Consider the following 15,428-nt stretch of genomic DNA (forward strand, 5'->3'; position numbering starts at 1 on the left):
ACTGCCAGGCTGTGACCAGAAGAGCCCTGATCCTGGCCGGCGGCGGCCTGGCCGGTATTGCCTGGGAAACCGGGATCCTGCGCGGTATCGCCGACGAGTCGCCCGAGACCGCCCGCGCCCTGCTGGACTCCGATGTGCTCGTCGGCACTTCCGCCGGGTCCACCGTGGCCGCCCAGATCAGCAGTCCGATGCCGTTGGACGAACTCTACGAGCGTCAAATCGCCTCGACCTCAAGCGAATTGGACCCCGGCGTCGATATCGACAGCATCGCCGCGTTATTCCTGACCGCGATGGCCGAACCCGGTCCGCTGCAGGACAAACTGCGTCGCATCGGGGCCGTGGCGGCCGACACCCCGACCGTCGCCGAACCCGTGCGGCGGCAGGTGATCGAGGCACGACTGCCCAGCCACGACTGGCCGGCACGCGACCTGCGCATCACCGCGATCGACATCGCCACGGGCGAGCTGGAGGTGTTCGACCGCTCATCGGGGGTGTCGCTGGTCGACGCCGTCGCCGCCAGCTGCGCCGTCCCGGGGACCTGGCCACCGGTCACGATCGGCGAGCGTCGCTATATGGACGGCGGGGTCAGCAGCTCGGTGCACACCGCGGTGGCCGCCGACTGCGAGACCGCGATCGTGCTGGTGCCGTCGGGACAGTTCGCGCCGTCACCGTTCGGGGACGGCACCGCCGCCGAGATCGCCGCGTTCGGCGCCCGGACCTTCGCGGTGTTCGCCGACGAGGCCGCGCTGGCTGCGTTCGGACCCAACCCGCTGGACCCGGTATGCCGGGTGCCGTCGGCCAAGGCCGGTCGGGAACAGGGCCGCCGGGTGGCGGCCGCCGTCACGGAGTTCCTTGGTCCAGCGCCCGGGCGGTGAGGTCGCGGCCGAGGTCGATCAGCTCGGCGGCGCGGTGGAAGTCCAGGCTGCGGCACGCCGTGCGGGGCACCTCGATCAACAGGTCGGGCGGGTAGGTGGCCAGCTGATGGCGGGCCAGGGCGGACTGGGCGATGTCGATGGTGCGGTTCATCACCGAGAAACTGCCGAGTTTGGGCAGCTCCGGGTCGGGCTCGGCGGATTCGGCCGGCTCCTCGCCGGTCTCCTCGGTGCTGGCGAATCGGTTGCGCACCGATTTGGCCGGCGCAGTGTCCAGCAGCGCCGACGTGCTGCGCAGCAGCTTGTTCAGCCACTCCGGGGTGCGGGTCTCCGGGCTCTCGCTGGACTCGGTCGGCGCGTCGGACTCGCCGCCGCCGAGGCTGACGGCGATGGTCAGGTCGGCGTTGACCGCGGCGATCGGTGCCATCGGCAGCGGGTCGAGGATGCCGCCGTCGGCCAGCAACCGGCCGTCGAGCACATGCGGGGCGATCACGCCCGGAATGGCGATCGACGCCCGGATCGCGGCGTCGACCGGGCCGCGCTGCAGCCAGACCGACTTGCCGGTGATCAGGTCGGTGGCCACCGCGGTGTAGGGGATCGGCAGGTTCTCGATGCAGGCCTCGCCGAGGATGTCGCGCACCGCGTCGAGGATCTTCTCCGCGCGCAGCACGCCGGCGGCGGTGATGGACGGGTCGAGCAGGCGCAGTACCGCACGCTGGGTCAAAGTCTTTGCCCAGTCGGCGAATTCGTCCAGCGAGCCGGCGGCGTGTAAGCCGCCGACCAGGGCACCCATCGACGAACCCGCGACACCGACGACCTCATAGCCGCGGTCCTGTAGTTCGTCGATCACCCCGATGTGCGCGTACCCCCGCGCACCTCCGCTGCCCAGCGCCAGCGCAACCCGTCCAGTCGCCATCACACCATTCTGCTTGCCGCGATCAGTCGCGCTGGACCGCGTCGATGGTTCCGCTCTCGCTACCCACGGTGTAACCCAGCGAGTCGACCGTCACGGTGTGCTGGTCGCCGCTCGGTGCGGCGACCGCCGGGGCGGCCAGACCGATCATCGCAGCGCCGAGAGCGCTGCCGACCAGTGCCGCCAATCCGAACTTCCTCATCTTTCCTGCCCTCCTTGTACGAAGGGCTAAACCGCCAGGTCAGACGAATAATTCCGATGGCAGGAACTGATCGGCGGTTGGCAGGAATCAGGTGCCCACAGCGACTTTTGCTACCCGTGAATCTATTCGGGGTGTGACGGTCAGCACCCACCCTGGGTGGCCGCTCGCACCGCGATGATCACCGCGGCCTGCTGAGGCGCGGACAGTTCGGCCCACGTCTTGTTGAACGTCTGCGGGCTGGGCTGGTCACTGGACTGCAGCTCCTTGAGCATCGTCTCCACCAGCGTGGTCGGATCGCCGCCGCGGGATTCCATCCACGTCTTGGTGGCCATGCAGGCCTGCGCGTACTGCTCCTCGGTGGATTCGGCGGGCACGTCGACCCGGGTGGTCACGCCGTCCGGGGACACCCCGATCGGATCGGCGGAGGCACCTTCGGAGGCGGTCTGCTCGGCCGGGCTGGCCGGTGCCGGGGCCTTCGAGGTGGCGTTGCCGCCGCCGCCCGAGGAGCAGGCCATCAGGGCCGCGGTGAGGCCCGTCACGACCATCGTGGCAGCGGTCAGCGAACGACATCGGTCACGGCGCATGCCATCAATCTATGCAACACTGGCGGCCATGTCGGAGCGTGCCGGTTCTCGGGAGTGTTGTCGGGTCTAGACCCGCCCCCAATCCGTCCCTGCCATTCCGGAGTTTCACCTCATGCCGTTCTCGAGCAACGCTCGTGCCGTCACCAACTTCCCGCCCGTTCTGCCCGCCGTGTCCGCCCCCACCCGGCTGCGGCTACCCGATCTGCTGCACACCACCGACCTGTTCGCCGACGGCGTGCTGCGCGGCGAGTTCGACACCCTGCTGCCGGCCGGTGGGCCGCCGTCGGACCGGCGCTGGTACACCCGGCTGCACGCCGACGACGAACTCGACGTCTGGCTGATCAGCTGGGTGCCCGGGCACACCACCGAACTGCACGACCACGGCGGCTCGCTGGGGGCGCTGACGGTGATCTCCGGTGCGCTGCACGAATACCGTTGGGACGGGCAGGATCTGCGCCGCCGCCGGCTCGATGCGGGGGACCAGGCGGCCTTCCCGCTGGGCTGGGTGCACGACGTGGTCGGGGCGCCCGCTCTGGCCGACCCGGATTCAGCCACGTTGAGCGTGCACGCCTACTCGCCGCCGCTGACCGCGATGTCGTATTACGAAGTGACCGAACGCAATACGCTGCGCCGCACCCGCACCGAGCTGACCGACGGGCCGGAAGGGACGTGAGCCGGATCGATGACCTGCTGGCCGCGGCCAGGGCCCGGCTGCGCCGGCTCGAGGCGGACGAGGTGCCCGCCGCGCTGGACCGCGGGGCGATCCTCGTCGACATCCGGCCGGCCGCCCAGCGCGCGGCTGAAGGCGAGTTCCCCGGCGCCCTGGTAATCGAACGCAACGTGCTGGAGTGGCGGCTGGACCCGACCAGCGACGCCCGGCTGCCCGAGGCCGTCGACGACGACGTCGAATGGGTGGTGTTGTGCCAGCAGGGTTATACGTCCAGCCTTGCCGCGGCGGCACTGCAGGATCTCGGACTGCACCGGGCCACCGACGTCGTCGGCGGATACGAGGCGCTGGCCGATCTGGGGCTGGTTACTCCGGCGCGTTGACGATCCCGCGCAACTTCTCGGTTTTCTCCGGTGACCAGCCCGGCGGCTGCAGGATCGCCGCCCAGGCGTTGACCACGTCGCGCACATAGCGGTGACCGTGCCCGTCGGGCACGTCGATGGCCACCGCCATGTCGGCGGACACCTGCAGGAACGTCACCACCGGAATCCAGTTCATATCGGGGGAGACGTCGTAGCCGCGCGGCTCGCGCAGCCAATCCGGTTCGGCGAACAGCAGATCCGGGTTCCACCAGGTGATCGGATCCGAGGCGTGCTGCAGATAGACGATGCGTGGATTACCCCACGGCTTGTCCGGGCGGCCCAGGTTCTCCGGGCGCGCGGCGAACCGGATGTTGGCGCCGTCGTCGAAGGTCGGCAGCCACATCGGGGTGCCCTCGTCACGGTTCTCGGTGACGAACTCCCACATCGTGTTGTTGAAGGTAGGACCGCTGAACAGGGCGCCGTCGGTCCGGGCAATGATGTTGTTGGGGCTCAGGAACGGCGCCTCACCGCCGAAGGAGCCCAGGCTCTCGCCGAACACCACGATCTTGGGTCGCTGCGCTTCGGGGATGGCGCGCAGCCGCTCGTCGACCGCCTCGAACAGGGCTTGGCCGGCCTGGCGGGCGTTCTCCTTGTCCACCAGGAAGGACAGCCAGCTCGGCAGGAACGAGTACTGCATCGACACGATCGCGGTGTCGCCGTTGTACATGTATTCCAGTGCCGAGGCCTCGGCCTCGTTGATCCAGCCGGTGCCCGTCGTCGTCGCGACCGCGATGACCTTGCGCTTGAACCCGCCGGCCCGCTCCAGTTCCCGGGCCGCCAGGTCGGCGGTGGCGCGGATGTCGGGGGCGGAGTTCTTGCCGGCATAGGCCCGGATCGGCTCGACGGCGGGCTTGCCGTTGAACTCGGTGAGGTCCTCGACGGTGGGGCCGCCGGCGACGAAGATGCGGCCCTGATGCCCCAGGGTGTCCCAGGTGACCAGCGAGCCGGGCCCGCCCGAGCGCAGCGGGGTGTCCGGTGCCGGGTTGTCCGGATCCATCTCGTCGTTGACCGACGCGAAGGTCCTGTTGAGGAAGGCCATGCCTTGCTTGATCACCACGCCGTTGAGCAGCGAGATGCTCAGGCTGAGCAGCAGGGCCACCACGACGACGAACGAAACCCGCGGCGGGGCAAAGCGATTGAGTCGGCCGACCAGGAAGCGGATGAGTCTGCCGATGAGCTGGCCGATTTCGACGAAGGCGAACAGCACGATCACCGCGATGATCGCGGCCTGCGGGTAGTTGTACCACTTCAGCCGTGGCACACCCATCAGGTCGCGGACCTCGTCCTGCCACACGTGGAACCAGTACACCGCGAACACCAGGCCGATCACGGCGGCCACCACCAGGATCGGCCAGGCCCAGCGGGGTGCCCGCGGGCTCGATGGCCGCGACAGCATGAACCGCCCCAGCCAGACCGCGAACACGCCCAGCGCGTAGCCGATGGCGCCGGCGGCGCCGCTGACCAATCCCTGGAACAGCGGACCGCGCGGCAGCAGCGACGGGGTCAGCGACAGCCACAGGAACACCATGCCGACGGCGGTACCGGTGAAGGTGTAGCGGCGCTGCCACCAGTCGGGCTTGGGTTCTTCTCGGGTGGGCGGGGCAGGTTCTTCGACGGCCACCTCGGCTTCGCTCACCCGGAGAACTTTATCGGTGCGTGAAGTTCGCAGGGCGCTTCTCGGTGAACGCGGCCATGCCCTCGGTCTGGTCCTCGGTGGCGAAAGCGGAGTGGAACAGCCGGCGCTCGTAGAGCAGACCCTCGGTGAGGGTGGACTCGAAGGAGCGGTTCACCGCCTCCTTGGCCATCCGGGCGGCCGAGCGCGACATCTGCGAGATCGTCGTCGCCACCGCCTTGGCCTCGGTGAGCAGGTCAGCGGCCGGGACCACCCGCGACACCAGCCCGCTGCGCTCGGCCTCGGCGGCGTCGATGGTGCGGCCGGTCAGGATCAGGTCCATGGCCTTGGCCTTGCCGATCGCGCGGGTCAGCCGCTGCGAACCGCCCATCCCGGGCAGCACACCCAGCTTGATCTCGGGCTGGCCGAACTTGGCGGAGTCGGCGGCGATCAGCAGGTCGCACATCATGGCCAGCTCGCAGCCACCGCCGAGCGCGTAACCGGCGACCGCGGCGATGGTGGGGGTGCGGACGGCGGCCAGCTTGCCCCAGGCGGCGAAGAAGTCGGCGTCGAACACCTCGGAGAACGACAGCGTGGCCATCTCCTTGATGTCGGCACCGGCGGCGAAGGCCTTCTCGTTGCCGGTGATGATGATGGCGCCGATACCCTGGTCGGCGTCGAATTCAGCTGCCGCCGTGGTCACTTCGTTCATGACCTGGGTGTTGAGGGCGTTGAGCGCTTGCGGGCGGTTCAGGGTGATGGTGCCGACGCGCTCGTCGCGGTCCACCAGGATGGTCTCGTAGTTCACTGCGGGGCTCACTTGTCCTCCTCGAAGGTCAGATCCGGATCGGCCGGCGCGAAGTAGCCCTGCACATCCTCCTCGGTCACCTTGGCGAGTGATGAGGGGGACCACGTCGGGTTGCGATCCTTGTCGATGATCTGAGCGCGGATGCCCTCGACCAGGTCGTGCGAGCGGCTGGCCGCACACGACACCCGGTACTCCTGCACCAGCACGTCCTCCAAAGTCGGCAGGTGCGCGGCGCGGCGGATGGCCTCCAGGGCGACCGACGCGGCGATGGGGGAGCGGCCCGCGATCAGGTCGGCCGCCTCGTGGGCGGCGGGGTCGGCGTGGTCGCGCAGGGCGGCGAGGATCTCGGTGAGGGTGGGTGCCGCGTAGCATTCGTCGACCCAATGTTGTTGGGCCAGAAGCTGACTCGGCGGCGGTTCGATGGCGAACGCCTCGATGGCGGCCTCCACGCCCTCGCCGACGACAGCGGCGGTGAACGCCTCGAGCTTCTCGTGCGGGACGTAGTGGTCGGCGAAGCCCAGGGCAATCGCGTCGGCTCCGGTGAACGGGGCACCGCTGAGCTCGGCGTGCAGGCCGAGCAGGCCCGGCGCGCGGGACAGGATGTAGGTGCCGCCGACGTCGGGGATCAGGCCGATGCCCACCTCGGGCATCCCGATCTTGGAGCGGTCGGTGACCACGCGGACGTTGCCGTGCGCCGAGATGCCCACGCCGCCGCCCATCACGATGCCGTCCATGATCGCGACATAGGGCTTGGGGTAGCGGCCGATCTTCGCGTTGAGCCGGTACTCGTCCCACCAGAAGCGGCGGACGTCCTCGCCGCCGGCCTTGGCGCTCTCGTAGACGGCGACGACGTCACCGCCGGCGCACAGCCCCCGTTCGCCGGCGCCGTCGAGGATCACGGCGGTGATCGCGGGGTCGTCGGCCCACTCGGTGATCACCTGGTCCAGCACAGTGGCCATGTGATGGGTCAGCGAGTTGATGGCCTTTGGCCGATTGAGCGTCACGCGGCCGACGTGGCCGTCGACCCGGGTGAGGATGTCCTCGGAATCAGCCGTCACGGCGGGGAGTTCCTTCGTCGTCGAAAAGGTTGGACGTCCTAGTTTTACCACCCGGCGGTTCCGGATCGAGACCCCACCACAGCGGTCTCACAGGTAAGGTCGGGCTTTGTAGGTCGGGGACACGCGAAAATGTGTGACTTTTCTGGGAACCCGGCCGGAGCGCCGTTCGTTAGCGGTGTGTCGATTGACTTCCACGAGAGGATTCAACGGTGCGGGAGACCAGCAACCCGATTTTCCGTTCGCTGCCGAACCAGCAGGGCGGATATGCACAGTTCGGTACCGGCGTAGGCGGTGCCCAGCAGGTGGCATACCAGGCCGACCCCTACACCGCGCAGTACCAGCCGCAGGCCGGCGTCTCGCGGCCGATGACCATCGACGATGTCGTCACTAAGACCGGCATCACCCTCGGTGTGCTGTCGATCGTCGCGATCATCTCCTACTTCCTGGTCTCCTCGAACCTGGCGCTGGCGATGCCGTTCACCCTGGTGGGTGCGCTCGGCGGCCTCGCGCTCGTGCTGGTGGCGACCTTCGGCCGTAAGCAGGACAACCCCGCCATCGTGCTGAGCTACGCCGCACTCGAGGGCCTGTTCCTCGGTGCGTTCTCGTTCGTGCTCGCCAATGTCGTGGTCTCCGGTGCCAACGCCGGTGCGCTGATCGGCCAGGCGGTGCTCGGCACCATCGGCGTCTTCTTCGGCATGCTGGTGGTCTACAAGACCGGCGCCATCCGCGTGACCCCGAAGTTCACCCGCATGCTGGTGGCCGGCATGTTCGGTGTGCTCGCGCTGATGCTGGGCAACCTTGTGCTCTCGATGTTCGGTGTCAACGACGGCGCGGGCATGGGCCTGCGTTCCGGCGGCACGCTGGCGATCGTCTTCTCGCTGGTCTGCATCGCGCTCGCGGCGTTCAGCTTCCTGCTGGACTTCGACGCCGCTGACCAGATGATCCGCGCCGGTGCGCCGGAGAAGGCCGCCTGGGGCGTTGCCCTCGGCCTGACCGTCACGCTGGTCTGGCTCTACATCGAGATCCTGCGCCTGCTCAGCTACTTCCAGCAGCGCTAGCTTCTTCACGCAAAGCCCCGGCCCCTCCTCGAGAGGCCGGGGCTTTGTTTTGTCCACAGGGTGAAGTGCCGCGGGTCGCCGCCGATGCGAGCCTTCCGGCGTGCACGGTCCCTTCATCGGCAGCGAGGCGCTGGCAAGCGGAGTCGTCAACCGTCACCAACTGCGGACGAAGTTCTCCGCGCTATTCCCCGGGGTCTACTTCTCGATCGAGCGGCAGCCGACGCTGTTCGACCGTAGCCACGCTGCATGGCTCTGGTCGGGACGAACCGGGGTGCTCGCGGGACTCGCAGCAGCGGCGCTGCACGGATCGAAGTGGATTGGCGCCGATATCCCGATCGACGTGGTGTGTCAGAGACAACGGGCACCCGACGGTGTCCGTGTGCGGCGAGACGGTCTTCACGACAACGAAGTTCAGGTGCTGCGTGGGCTGCCGCTGACGACTCCGGCCAGAACGGCGTTCGATATCGCGCGTCGCGGTCGGGTGCGATCCGCGGTCGCCGGTGTGGACGCTCTTCTCAACGCCACCGACGTTCCGGTGGCTGAGGTGTCCGCAATCGCTGCCGCCCACCCGCATACGCGGGGTTTGCGTCAGCTCGAAGCGGTTCTAGGCCTGGCCGATCCGGGGGCGCAGTCGCCGAAAGAATCGTGGCTGCGTCTCGTCATCGTCGAGGCGGGATTGCCGAAACCACGCACCCAAGTTCCGGTGCGCAGCGGTGATGGATGGTCCACCTATTACCTCGACATGGGGTGGGAGGACCTCAAGATCGCTGTCGAATACGACGGCGACCATCACCGCACGGACCGTCTGCAGTACGGCCGCGACATCCGGAGGATGGAGGCCTTGAGCGCGCTCGGCTGGATCGTCATCCGGGTGGTGGCGGGCGACACCCCGGACGATGTCGTGCGACGTGTCCGAGCGGCGTTCAATCAGCGATTGAGTGTGCGCTGAGGGCGGGAATTCCGCTCAAATCCCGCCCTGGGCGCACACTCAACGCGCGTTAGGACAGGCGCTCGACGACCATGGCCATACCCTGGCCGCCGCCGACGCACATCGTCTCGATGCCGAACGTCTTGTCGTAGGTCTGCAGGTTGTTCAGCAGGGTCGCGGTGATCCGCGCGCCCGTCATACCGAACGGATGCCCCAGCGCGATCGCGCCGCCGGAGACGTTCAGCTTCTCCTCGTCCATCCCCAGCGCCCGTGCCGAGCCCAGCACCTGGACCGCGAAGGCCTCGTTGATCTCATACAGGTCGATGTCGGAGATCGACAGGTTCGCGTTCGCCAGCGCCTTCTTGACGGCCTCGATCGGGCCCAGGCCCATGATCTCCGGCGACAGGCCCGACACCCCGGTCGAGACGATCCGTGCCAGTGGGGTCAGCCCCAGCTCCTTGGCCTTGGTGTCGGACATGATGACCACCGCGGCCGCGCCGTCGTTCAGCGGGCAGGCATTACCCGCGGTGACCGTGCCGTTGGGACGGAACACCGGCTTGAGCTGGCTGAGCGCCTCGTAGGTGGTGCCGGCGCGGGGGCCGTCGTCCTTCGAGACAACGGTGCCGTCGGGCAGGGTGACCGGCACGATCTCGCGCTCGAAGAACCCGCTCTTGATGGCCTCCTCGGCCCGGTTCTGTGACCGCACACCCCAGTGGTCCTGGTCCTCGCGGCTCACCCCGGTGTGCAGCGCCACGTTCTCGGCGGTCTGACCCATCGCGATGTATACGTCGGGAAGCAGGCCGTCCTCGCGCGGGTCGTGCCACTCGTCGGCGCCCGCGGCAGCTGCGGCACTGCGCTCGCCGGCCTCGTTGTACAGCGGGTTCTTGGTGTCCGGCCAGCCGTCGGCGCTGCCCTTGCCGAACTGCGACACCGTCTCCACCCCGGCGGAGATGAACGCGTGGCCCTCACCGGCCTTGATCGCGTGGAACGCCATCCGGGTGGTCTGCAGCGACGACGAGCAGTACCGGTTCACCGTGGTGCCGGGCAGGAAGTCGTAGCCCAGCTGCACCGCGACCGTGCGGCCGATGTTGAAACCGGACTCACCACCGGGCTGGCCGCAGCCCATGATCAAGTCGTCGATCTCGCGCGGGTCCAGCCCGGGCGCCTTGTCGAGGGCGGCGCGCACCATCTGCGCGGCCAGGTCGTCGGGGCGGATACCGACCAGCGACCCCTTGTAGGCGCGGCCGATCGGGGAGCGGGCAGTGGAGACGATGACAGCTTCGGGCATGAGAGGGCTCCTGGAGAAGATGTGCGGCAACTGCACACGAACCTAGCCCGCGGTCACCACGATCGGTGCGGGCACCCCGGTGGTTCTGCGGCGCAACAGCCTGGTGATCGGCGCGAGCCGGGCCGAGACGTTCCAGCTCTGCGAGGGCGTCAGCCACGGCAGGTCGGGCACGGTGGCCCCGGTCCACTCGCCGAGCGCATGGCATAGCGCAGGCAGCAACTGGTTGGCGGCCAGGGCATAACCCGCCGCCGACGGGTGGAACTTGTCCTCGGAGAACATCAGCTCCGGCGTCTGCAGGAAGTTCGGTGTCAGCAGATCGGCCAGCGGCACCGGCACTCCGCCGGCGGCCCGCACCGCCGCGGCCTGTACGCGGGCCAGATGCAATCCGCGCGACCGCGCCGCATAGCGCAGCGGCTGGGGGATGGCGGTGATGACGCCGAAGTCCGGGCAGGTGCCGACCACCACCACCGCACCGCTGGCCCGCAGCCGCTGCACCGCCGCGCCCAGCCGGTTGGCCGACGGACCGATGCCGTTGAGTGCGGTGATGTCGTTGGCGCCGATCATGATCACCGCGGCATCCGGCGGGGGGCCGGCGACGAACATCGCGTCGACCTGACCGGAGAGCCCCTTGGACGTCGCGCCCACGATGGCCTTCGTCGACAGGCGGATCAGCTTGCCGGACTCCTCAGCCAGCCCGCGGGCGATCAGCACCCCGGGAACCTCGTCGGCGTCGCGGCAGCCGTACCCGGTGGCCGTCGAGTCGCCGAAGATCATCAGGTGCAGGTCATAGGGGACGTCGCGCTCCCAGCGCTGCACCGGCCCGCCACCGGGGGCGTAGACGCCGTCGGCGCGGGGTGGCACATCCCAGGACTTCGGAATGACGGTACGGGCCTGGGCGGCCTGTTCGGAGAGCAGGCTGCGCGCACCGAGTACGGCCGTGCCGGTGGAGGCGAGTACACCCGCAACCCCCAGCACCACCGTCGAACGACGCGACGCGCGCTTGTCCACCTGGCCAGTTTAGGTCGCCGAACCCCGTGAAACGGGTCGCGACAGTGGCCCCGCGATTACGGACAGGTATCACTTCCGGTAAGAAATCAGATCGTTAGTTGTTGTATCTATTGCAGCTGTCAAGCTAAGTTACCGGGGTTCGCTGGCGGGTCCCGGGGACACGTATCTACATCGGCGTAGGGAGTGTTTGACGATGACCGCACCCAGTAAGGTCCGGGCTTCTTCGCCCCATCGACATCACGCAGGCAGCGGTCAGCACCCGCGCCGGTATCCGGTTTCCGACGGCGCTCCCGTCGAGGTCGTCGAGGACGGCCCGAGCCTGGCCGCCCGGCTGGTCTCCGTCGGCACCCGCGTCACCATGTGGCCCACCCTGGCCGTGCTGAGCCACGTGCCGCACTGGCCGTGGCCGTTCGGCCTCGTCGACTTCGTCGCCCGCGCGATCCTGCCCACCCCGGGCACTGTGCGCGCCACCGTCGGCCTGCCGAATGCCTCGGCGCAACTGGTCCGCGCCCCCGGCGTGCTGCCCGCCGACGGCCGGCGCCGCATCGTGCTCTACATGCACGGCGGGGCGTTCCTGACATGCGGCGTCAATTCGCACAGCCGGATTTCAACTGCGCTGTCGAAGTTCGCTGATTCGCCGGTGCTGGTGGTCGACTACCGGCTGATCCCCAAGCACTCCATCGGCCAGGCCCTCGACGACTGCTACGACGCCTACAAGTGGCTGCGGCTGCGCGGCTACGAGCCCGACCAGATCGTGCTGGCCGGTGACTCGGCCGGCGGCTACCTGTCGCTGGCGCTGGCGCAGCGACTGCAGGCTGAAGGTGAGGAGCCCGCCGCGCTGGTGGCCATCTCGCCGCTGCTGCAACTCGACCACGGGCCCAAGCTCAACCACCCGAACATCCACACCGATGCGATGTTCCCGCCCAAGGCATTTGACGCTCTCGTCGCCCTGGTGGCCCGGGCGGCGGCCAAGAACATCGTCGACGGCGAACCCGAGGGTGCCTACGAGCCGCTGGACCACATCGAGCCGGGCCTGCCGCGCACGCTGATCCACGTCTCCGGCTCGGAGGTGCTGCTGCACGACGCCCGGCTGGCCGCGCGCCGGCTGGCCGCCGCGGGGGTGCCCACCGAGGTGCGGGTGTGGCCGGGTCAGATCCACGACTTCCAGCTCGCCGCGCCGCTGATCCCGGAGGCGACGCGCTCGCTGCGCCAGATCGGCGAGTACATCCGCGAGGCCACCGGCTGAGCAGACCTCGGCGGCGGCCTGAGAGCATGTAGGCATGCGAATCGCGCCGCACATCAGCGAGCTGATCGGGAACACTCCGCTGGTTCGACTCAACTCCGTGGTGCCGGAGGGGTCGGGATTGGTGGCGGCCAAGATCGAGTACCTCAACCCGGGGGCCAGTTCGAAGGACCGCATCGCGGTCAAGATGATCGACGCCGCCGAAGCCAGCGGTCAGCTCAAGCCCGGCGGCACGATCGTCGAACCCACCTCCGGCAACACCGGTGTGGGTCTGGCCCTGGTGGCCCAGCGCCGCGGATACAAGTGTGTGTTTGTTTGCCCGGACAAGGTCAGCGAGGACAAGCGCAACGTGTTGCGGGCCTACGGCGCCGAGGTGGTGGTCTGCCCGACCGCGGTGCCGCCGGAGCATCCGGACAGCTACTACAGCGTCTCCGACCGGCTGGTCCGCGAGATCGACGGCGCCTGGAAGCCCGACCAGTACTCCAACCCCAACGGGCCGGCCAGCCACTACGAGACCACCGGCCCGGAGATCTGGGCCGACACCGAGGGCAAGATCACCCACTTCGTCGCGGGGGTGGGCACCGGCGGCACCATCACCGGGACTGGCCGCTACCTCAAGGAGGTCTCCGGCGGGAAGGTGAAGGTGATCGGCGCCGACCCCGAGGGCTCGGTGTACTCCGGTGGCACCGGACGGCCGTACCTGGTCGAGGGCGTGGGTGAGGATTTCTGGCCGTCGGCCTACGACCCGACGGTGCCCGACGAGATCATCGCCGTCTCCGACGCCGACTCGTTCGACATGACCCGGCGGCTGGCCCGCGAGGAGGCGCTGCTGGTCGGCGGCTCGTGCGGGATGGCGGCGGTGGCCGCACTCAAGGTGGCCAAGGAGGCCGGGCCGGACGCGGTGGTGGTGGTGTTGCTGCCCGACGGCGGTCGCGGCTACCTGTCAAAGATCTTCAACGACGCCTGGATGTCGTCCTACGGGTTCCTGCGCACGCCGCTGGACGAGACGGTGCCCGAGCCCGTCGTCGCTGACGTGCTGCGCGGAAAGTCCGGTGAACTGCCGGACCTGGTGCACACCCATCCGTCCGAGACCGTGCGCGACGCCATCGGCATCCTGCGCGAATACGGGGTGTCGCAGATGCCCGTCGTCGGCGCCGAACCGCCGGTGATGGCCGGCGAGGTGGCCGGCAGTGTGTCCGAACGTGACCTGCTGTCCGCGGTGTTCGAGGGCCGGGCCAAGCTGGCCGACGCGGTGGCCCTGCACATGGGTCCGCCGCTGCCGCTGATCGGCGGTGGTGAGCTGGTCAGCTCTGCCGCCGAGTCGCTGCGCGAGTGGGATGCGCTGATGGTCGTCGAAGAGGGCAAGCCCGTCGGCGTCATCACCCGCCACGACCTTCTCGGCTTCCTCTCGGAGGGCCCGCGCCGCCGCTGACACGGCCCGTGTATCGGGCAGGTGAACATTGCACTTTGACCCGATATCCAGCAGGTTCTCAGGTAAGTTATGTGCCGCTTTACCTCAGCTAACTTCTCTGCTGGAAGGCGCCATGACCGAACAACCGCCTGGGCCCCCGCCCGGCAACTACCCCCCGCCGCCGCCCGGCGCCGGATTCGGTGAGCCGCCCGCACCGGGACAGCCGATCCCGCAGCTGGCGCAGGCCGCCTACACGTCGTGGTTCACCCGCGTGGTCGCGTGGATCATCGACTACATCCCGTACTTCATCATCGTGGGCATCGGGTACGGCATCGAGGCTGCCACCCAGGAGACCGCCTGCGTGACCGACACCTCCGAGTACAACCTCGGCGAGTTCTGCGCCACCGGTAACTCCACCCTCGGGGTGGCCGCCGTGAGCTTGAGCGTACTCATCGGCTTGGCCTACCTGGTGTGGAACTACGGCTACAAGCAGGGCACCACGGGCTCGAGCATCGGCAAGTCGATCATGAAGTTCAAGGTGGTCAGCGAGAAGACCGGACAGCCGATCGGGTTCGGTCTGTCGATCGTGCGGCAGCTGGCGCACATCGTCGACGGCATCATCTGCTACATCGGGTACCTGTTCCCGTTGTGGGATGCCAAGCGGCAGACGCTCGCCGACAAGATCATGACCACGGTCTGCCTACCCCTGTAAGCAAAGGATTCAATCGATGACGGTTCCACCTCCGGGCGACTACCCCCCGCCCCCGCCGGGTAACTACCCACCAACTACCCGCCGCCGGGCAGCTATCCGCCGCCGGGTGCGGGTCCGCTGGGTGCACTGCCCAAGGAGGCCTACACCTCGTGGTTCACCCGCGTGCTGGCCTACATCATCGACGCACTGCCGGTGGCGATCCTGTCCGGTGTCGGGCAGGGCCTGATGTATGCGACGGGCGAGAACAACTGTGTGTCCACCAGCGGTGACAACAGCTACGGCGTGGCGTGCACGTCGGAGCCGTCGGCGCTGGGGCTCATCCTGTCGTTCGTGTTCGCTCTGGCCGCGCTGGCGTTCGTGATCTGGAACTACGGCTACCGCCAGGGCACCACGGGCTCGAGCATTGGCAAGTCGGTGCTGAAGTTCAAGGTGGTCAGCGAGAAGACCGGGCAGCCGATCGGGTTCGGTCTGTCGATCGTGCGGCAGCTGGCGCACATCGTCGACGCGATCATCTGCTACATCGGCTACCTTTTCCCGCTCTGGGATGCAAAACGGCAGACACTGGCCGACAAGATCATGACCACGGTCTGCTTGCCGATCTGAGGTACGTCTAGGAAGAGGCGCTCACTGCCCGCAGTGAGC

Annotated in this window: 16 protein-coding genes and 1 pseudogene; 9 read left to right on the forward strand and 8 right to left on the reverse strand. The window is 68.5% G+C overall.

Annotated elements, in window-relative coordinates; all coding sequences use genetic code 11:
• The first annotated feature begins 11 nt into the window (after positions 1–11).
• Positions 12–875 carry a patatin-like phospholipase family protein gene (locus BN3385_RS12875; RefSeq protein WP_231748725.1) on the forward strand — a complete coding sequence of 288 codons (864 nt, stop codon included), beginning with the start codon at positions 12–14 and terminating at the stop codon, positions 873–875.
• On the opposite strand, the gene BN3385_RS12880 is transcribed toward BN3385_RS12875, so the two are convergent.
• The 3 genes from BN3385_RS12880 to lpqV all read right to left on the reverse strand — a co-directional run bounded on the left by BN3385_RS12880 (position 841) and on the right by lpqV (position 2,571).
• Positions 841–1,788 (reverse strand): patatin-like phospholipase family protein, encoded by a 948-nt coding sequence (locus BN3385_RS12880; protein WP_059017134.1) that lies wholly within the window; start codon positions 1,786–1,788, stop codon positions 841–843. The two genes, BN3385_RS12875 and BN3385_RS12880, sit on opposite strands and share 35 nt — an antisense overlap.
• Before the next feature lie 22 nt (positions 1,789–1,810).
• Complete coding sequence (locus BN3385_RS28150) at positions 1,811–1,987, reverse strand: hypothetical protein (protein ID WP_156432740.1); 177 nt, start codon at positions 1,985–1,987, stop codon at positions 1,811–1,813.
• A 140-nt stretch (positions 1,988–2,127) separates the two neighbouring features.
• Positions 2,128–2,571 carry a lipoprotein LpqV gene (lpqV, locus tag BN3385_RS29200; protein WP_286141765.1) on the reverse strand — a complete coding sequence of 148 codons (444 nt, stop codon included), beginning with the start codon at positions 2,569–2,571 and terminating at the stop codon, positions 2,128–2,130.
• A 112-nt stretch (positions 2,572–2,683) separates the two neighbouring features.
• On the opposite strand from lpqV, the gene BN3385_RS12890 reads away from it, so the two are divergent.
• The gene (locus tag BN3385_RS12890; protein WP_059017135.1) at positions 2,684–3,244 is read left to right on the forward strand and encodes a cysteine dioxygenase; all 561 of its coding nucleotides are present in this window, start codon (positions 2,684–2,686) and stop codon (positions 3,242–3,244) included.
• Positions 3,241–3,621 carry a rhodanese-like domain-containing protein gene (locus BN3385_RS12895; RefSeq protein ID WP_059017136.1) on the forward strand — a complete coding sequence of 127 codons (381 nt, stop codon included), beginning with the start codon at positions 3,241–3,243 and terminating at the stop codon, positions 3,619–3,621. The genes BN3385_RS12890 and BN3385_RS12895 overlap by 4 nt, the downstream gene beginning before the upstream one ends.
• On the opposite strand, the gene BN3385_RS12900 is transcribed toward BN3385_RS12895, so the two are convergent.
• Genes BN3385_RS12900 through BN3385_RS12910 form a run of 3 tightly spaced genes read right to left on the reverse strand, consistent with a single transcriptional unit; the run spans position 3,605 to position 7,138 of the window.
• Entirely contained in the window at positions 3,605–5,296 is a 1,692-nt protein-coding gene (locus BN3385_RS12900) for an alpha/beta hydrolase (RefSeq protein WP_502688064.1), read from the reverse strand. The genes BN3385_RS12895 and BN3385_RS12900 overlap by 17 nt on opposite strands.
• Before the next feature lie 10 nt (positions 5,297–5,306).
• A complete protein-coding gene (locus tag BN3385_RS12905) occupies positions 5,307–6,080 on the reverse strand; it encodes an enoyl-CoA hydratase (RefSeq protein WP_059017137.1) in 774 nt (257 codons plus the stop codon).
• A gap of 8 nt (positions 6,081–6,088) precedes the next feature.
• Positions 6,089–7,138: an enoyl-CoA hydratase/isomerase family protein gene (locus tag BN3385_RS12910; RefSeq protein ID WP_059017138.1), complete on the reverse strand. Its 1,050-nt coding sequence runs from the start codon at positions 7,136–7,138 to the stop codon at positions 6,089–6,091.
• Positions 7,139–7,347: 209 nt separating this feature from the next.
• Between BN3385_RS12910 and BN3385_RS12915 the strand changes: the two genes are divergently transcribed.
• Positions 7,348–8,196, forward strand: a complete 849-nt coding sequence (locus BN3385_RS12915) for a Bax inhibitor-1/YccA family protein (RefSeq protein ID WP_059017139.1) — start codon at positions 7,348–7,350, stop codon at positions 8,194–8,196.
• Between the two features lie 100 nt (positions 8,197–8,296).
• The gene (locus tag BN3385_RS12920; protein ID WP_059017140.1) at positions 8,297–9,145 is read left to right on the forward strand and encodes an endonuclease domain-containing protein; all 849 of its coding nucleotides are present in this window, start codon (positions 8,297–8,299) and stop codon (positions 9,143–9,145) included.
• Positions 9,146–9,194: 49 nt separating this feature from the next.
• Here BN3385_RS12920 and BN3385_RS12925 read toward each other — a convergent pair whose 3' ends face one another.
• Both BN3385_RS12925 and BN3385_RS12930 read right to left on the reverse strand, forming a co-directional pair.
• Positions 9,195–10,412 (reverse strand): acetyl-CoA C-acetyltransferase, encoded by a 1,218-nt coding sequence (locus tag BN3385_RS12925; RefSeq protein WP_059017141.1) that lies wholly within the window; start codon positions 10,410–10,412, stop codon positions 9,195–9,197.
• Between the two features lie 42 nt (positions 10,413–10,454).
• Complete coding sequence (locus tag BN3385_RS12930; RefSeq protein WP_059017142.1) at positions 10,455–11,420, reverse strand: SGNH/GDSL hydrolase family protein; 966 nt, start codon at positions 11,418–11,420, stop codon at positions 10,455–10,457.
• Between the two features lie 193 nt (positions 11,421–11,613).
• On the opposite strand from BN3385_RS12930, the gene BN3385_RS12935 reads away from it, so the two are divergent.
• The 4 genes and pseudogenes from BN3385_RS12935 (at position 11,614) to BN3385_RS12950 (ending at position 15,389) form a co-directional block, all read left to right on the forward strand.
• Positions 11,614–12,666, forward strand: a complete 1,053-nt coding sequence (locus BN3385_RS12935; RefSeq protein ID WP_059017143.1) for an alpha/beta hydrolase — start codon at positions 11,614–11,616, stop codon at positions 12,664–12,666.
• 34 nt (positions 12,667–12,700) lie between these two features.
• Complete coding sequence (locus tag BN3385_RS12940; protein WP_059017144.1) at positions 12,701–14,095, forward strand: cystathionine beta-synthase; 1,395 nt, start codon at positions 12,701–12,703, stop codon at positions 14,093–14,095.
• Between the two features lie 112 nt (positions 14,096–14,207).
• Positions 14,208–14,786: an RDD family protein gene (locus BN3385_RS12945; protein WP_059017145.1), complete on the forward strand. Its 579-nt coding sequence runs from the start codon at positions 14,208–14,210 to the stop codon at positions 14,784–14,786.
• 16 nt (positions 14,787–14,802) lie between these two features.
• A pseudogene (locus tag BN3385_RS12950) lies at positions 14,803–15,389 on the forward strand (RDD family protein).
• Positions 15,390–15,428 lie beyond the last annotated feature (39 nt).

The sequence above is a fragment of the Mycobacterium sp. M26 genome, from assembly GCF_001494595.1.
Lineage (GTDB): Bacteria > Actinomycetota > Actinomycetes > Mycobacteriales > Mycobacteriaceae > Mycobacterium.

What these genes read in the sequence shown, in the direction of transcription:
- BN3385_RS12880 (WP_059017134.1), bottom strand. Translation starts at nt 1,788, where the DNA reads ATGGCGACTGGACGGGTTGCGCTGGCGCTGGGCAGCGGAGGTGCGCGG.
- BN3385_RS28150 (WP_156432740.1), bottom strand. Translation starts at nt 1,987, where the DNA reads ATGAGGAAGTTCGGATTGGCGGCACTGGTCGGCAGCGCTCTCGGCGCT.
- lpqV (WP_286141765.1), bottom strand. Translation starts at nt 2,571, where the DNA reads ATGCGCCGTGACCGATGTCGTTCGCTGACCGCTGCCACGATGGTCGTG.
- BN3385_RS12890 (WP_059017135.1), top strand. Translation starts at nt 2,684, where the DNA reads ATGCCGTTCTCGAGCAACGCTCGTGCCGTCACCAACTTCCCGCCCGTT.
- BN3385_RS12925 (WP_059017141.1), bottom strand. Translation starts at nt 10,412, where the DNA reads ATGCCCGAAGCTGTCATCGTCTCCACTGCCCGCTCCCCGATCGGCCGC.
- BN3385_RS12935 (WP_059017143.1), top strand. Translation starts at nt 11,614, where the DNA reads ATGACCGCACCCAGTAAGGTCCGGGCTTCTTCGCCCCATCGACATCAC.
- BN3385_RS12940 (WP_059017144.1), top strand. Translation starts at nt 12,701, where the DNA reads ATGCGAATCGCGCCGCACATCAGCGAGCTGATCGGGAACACTCCGCTG.
- BN3385_RS12945 (WP_059017145.1), top strand. Translation starts at nt 14,208, where the DNA reads ATGACCGAACAACCGCCTGGGCCCCCGCCCGGCAACTACCCCCCGCCG.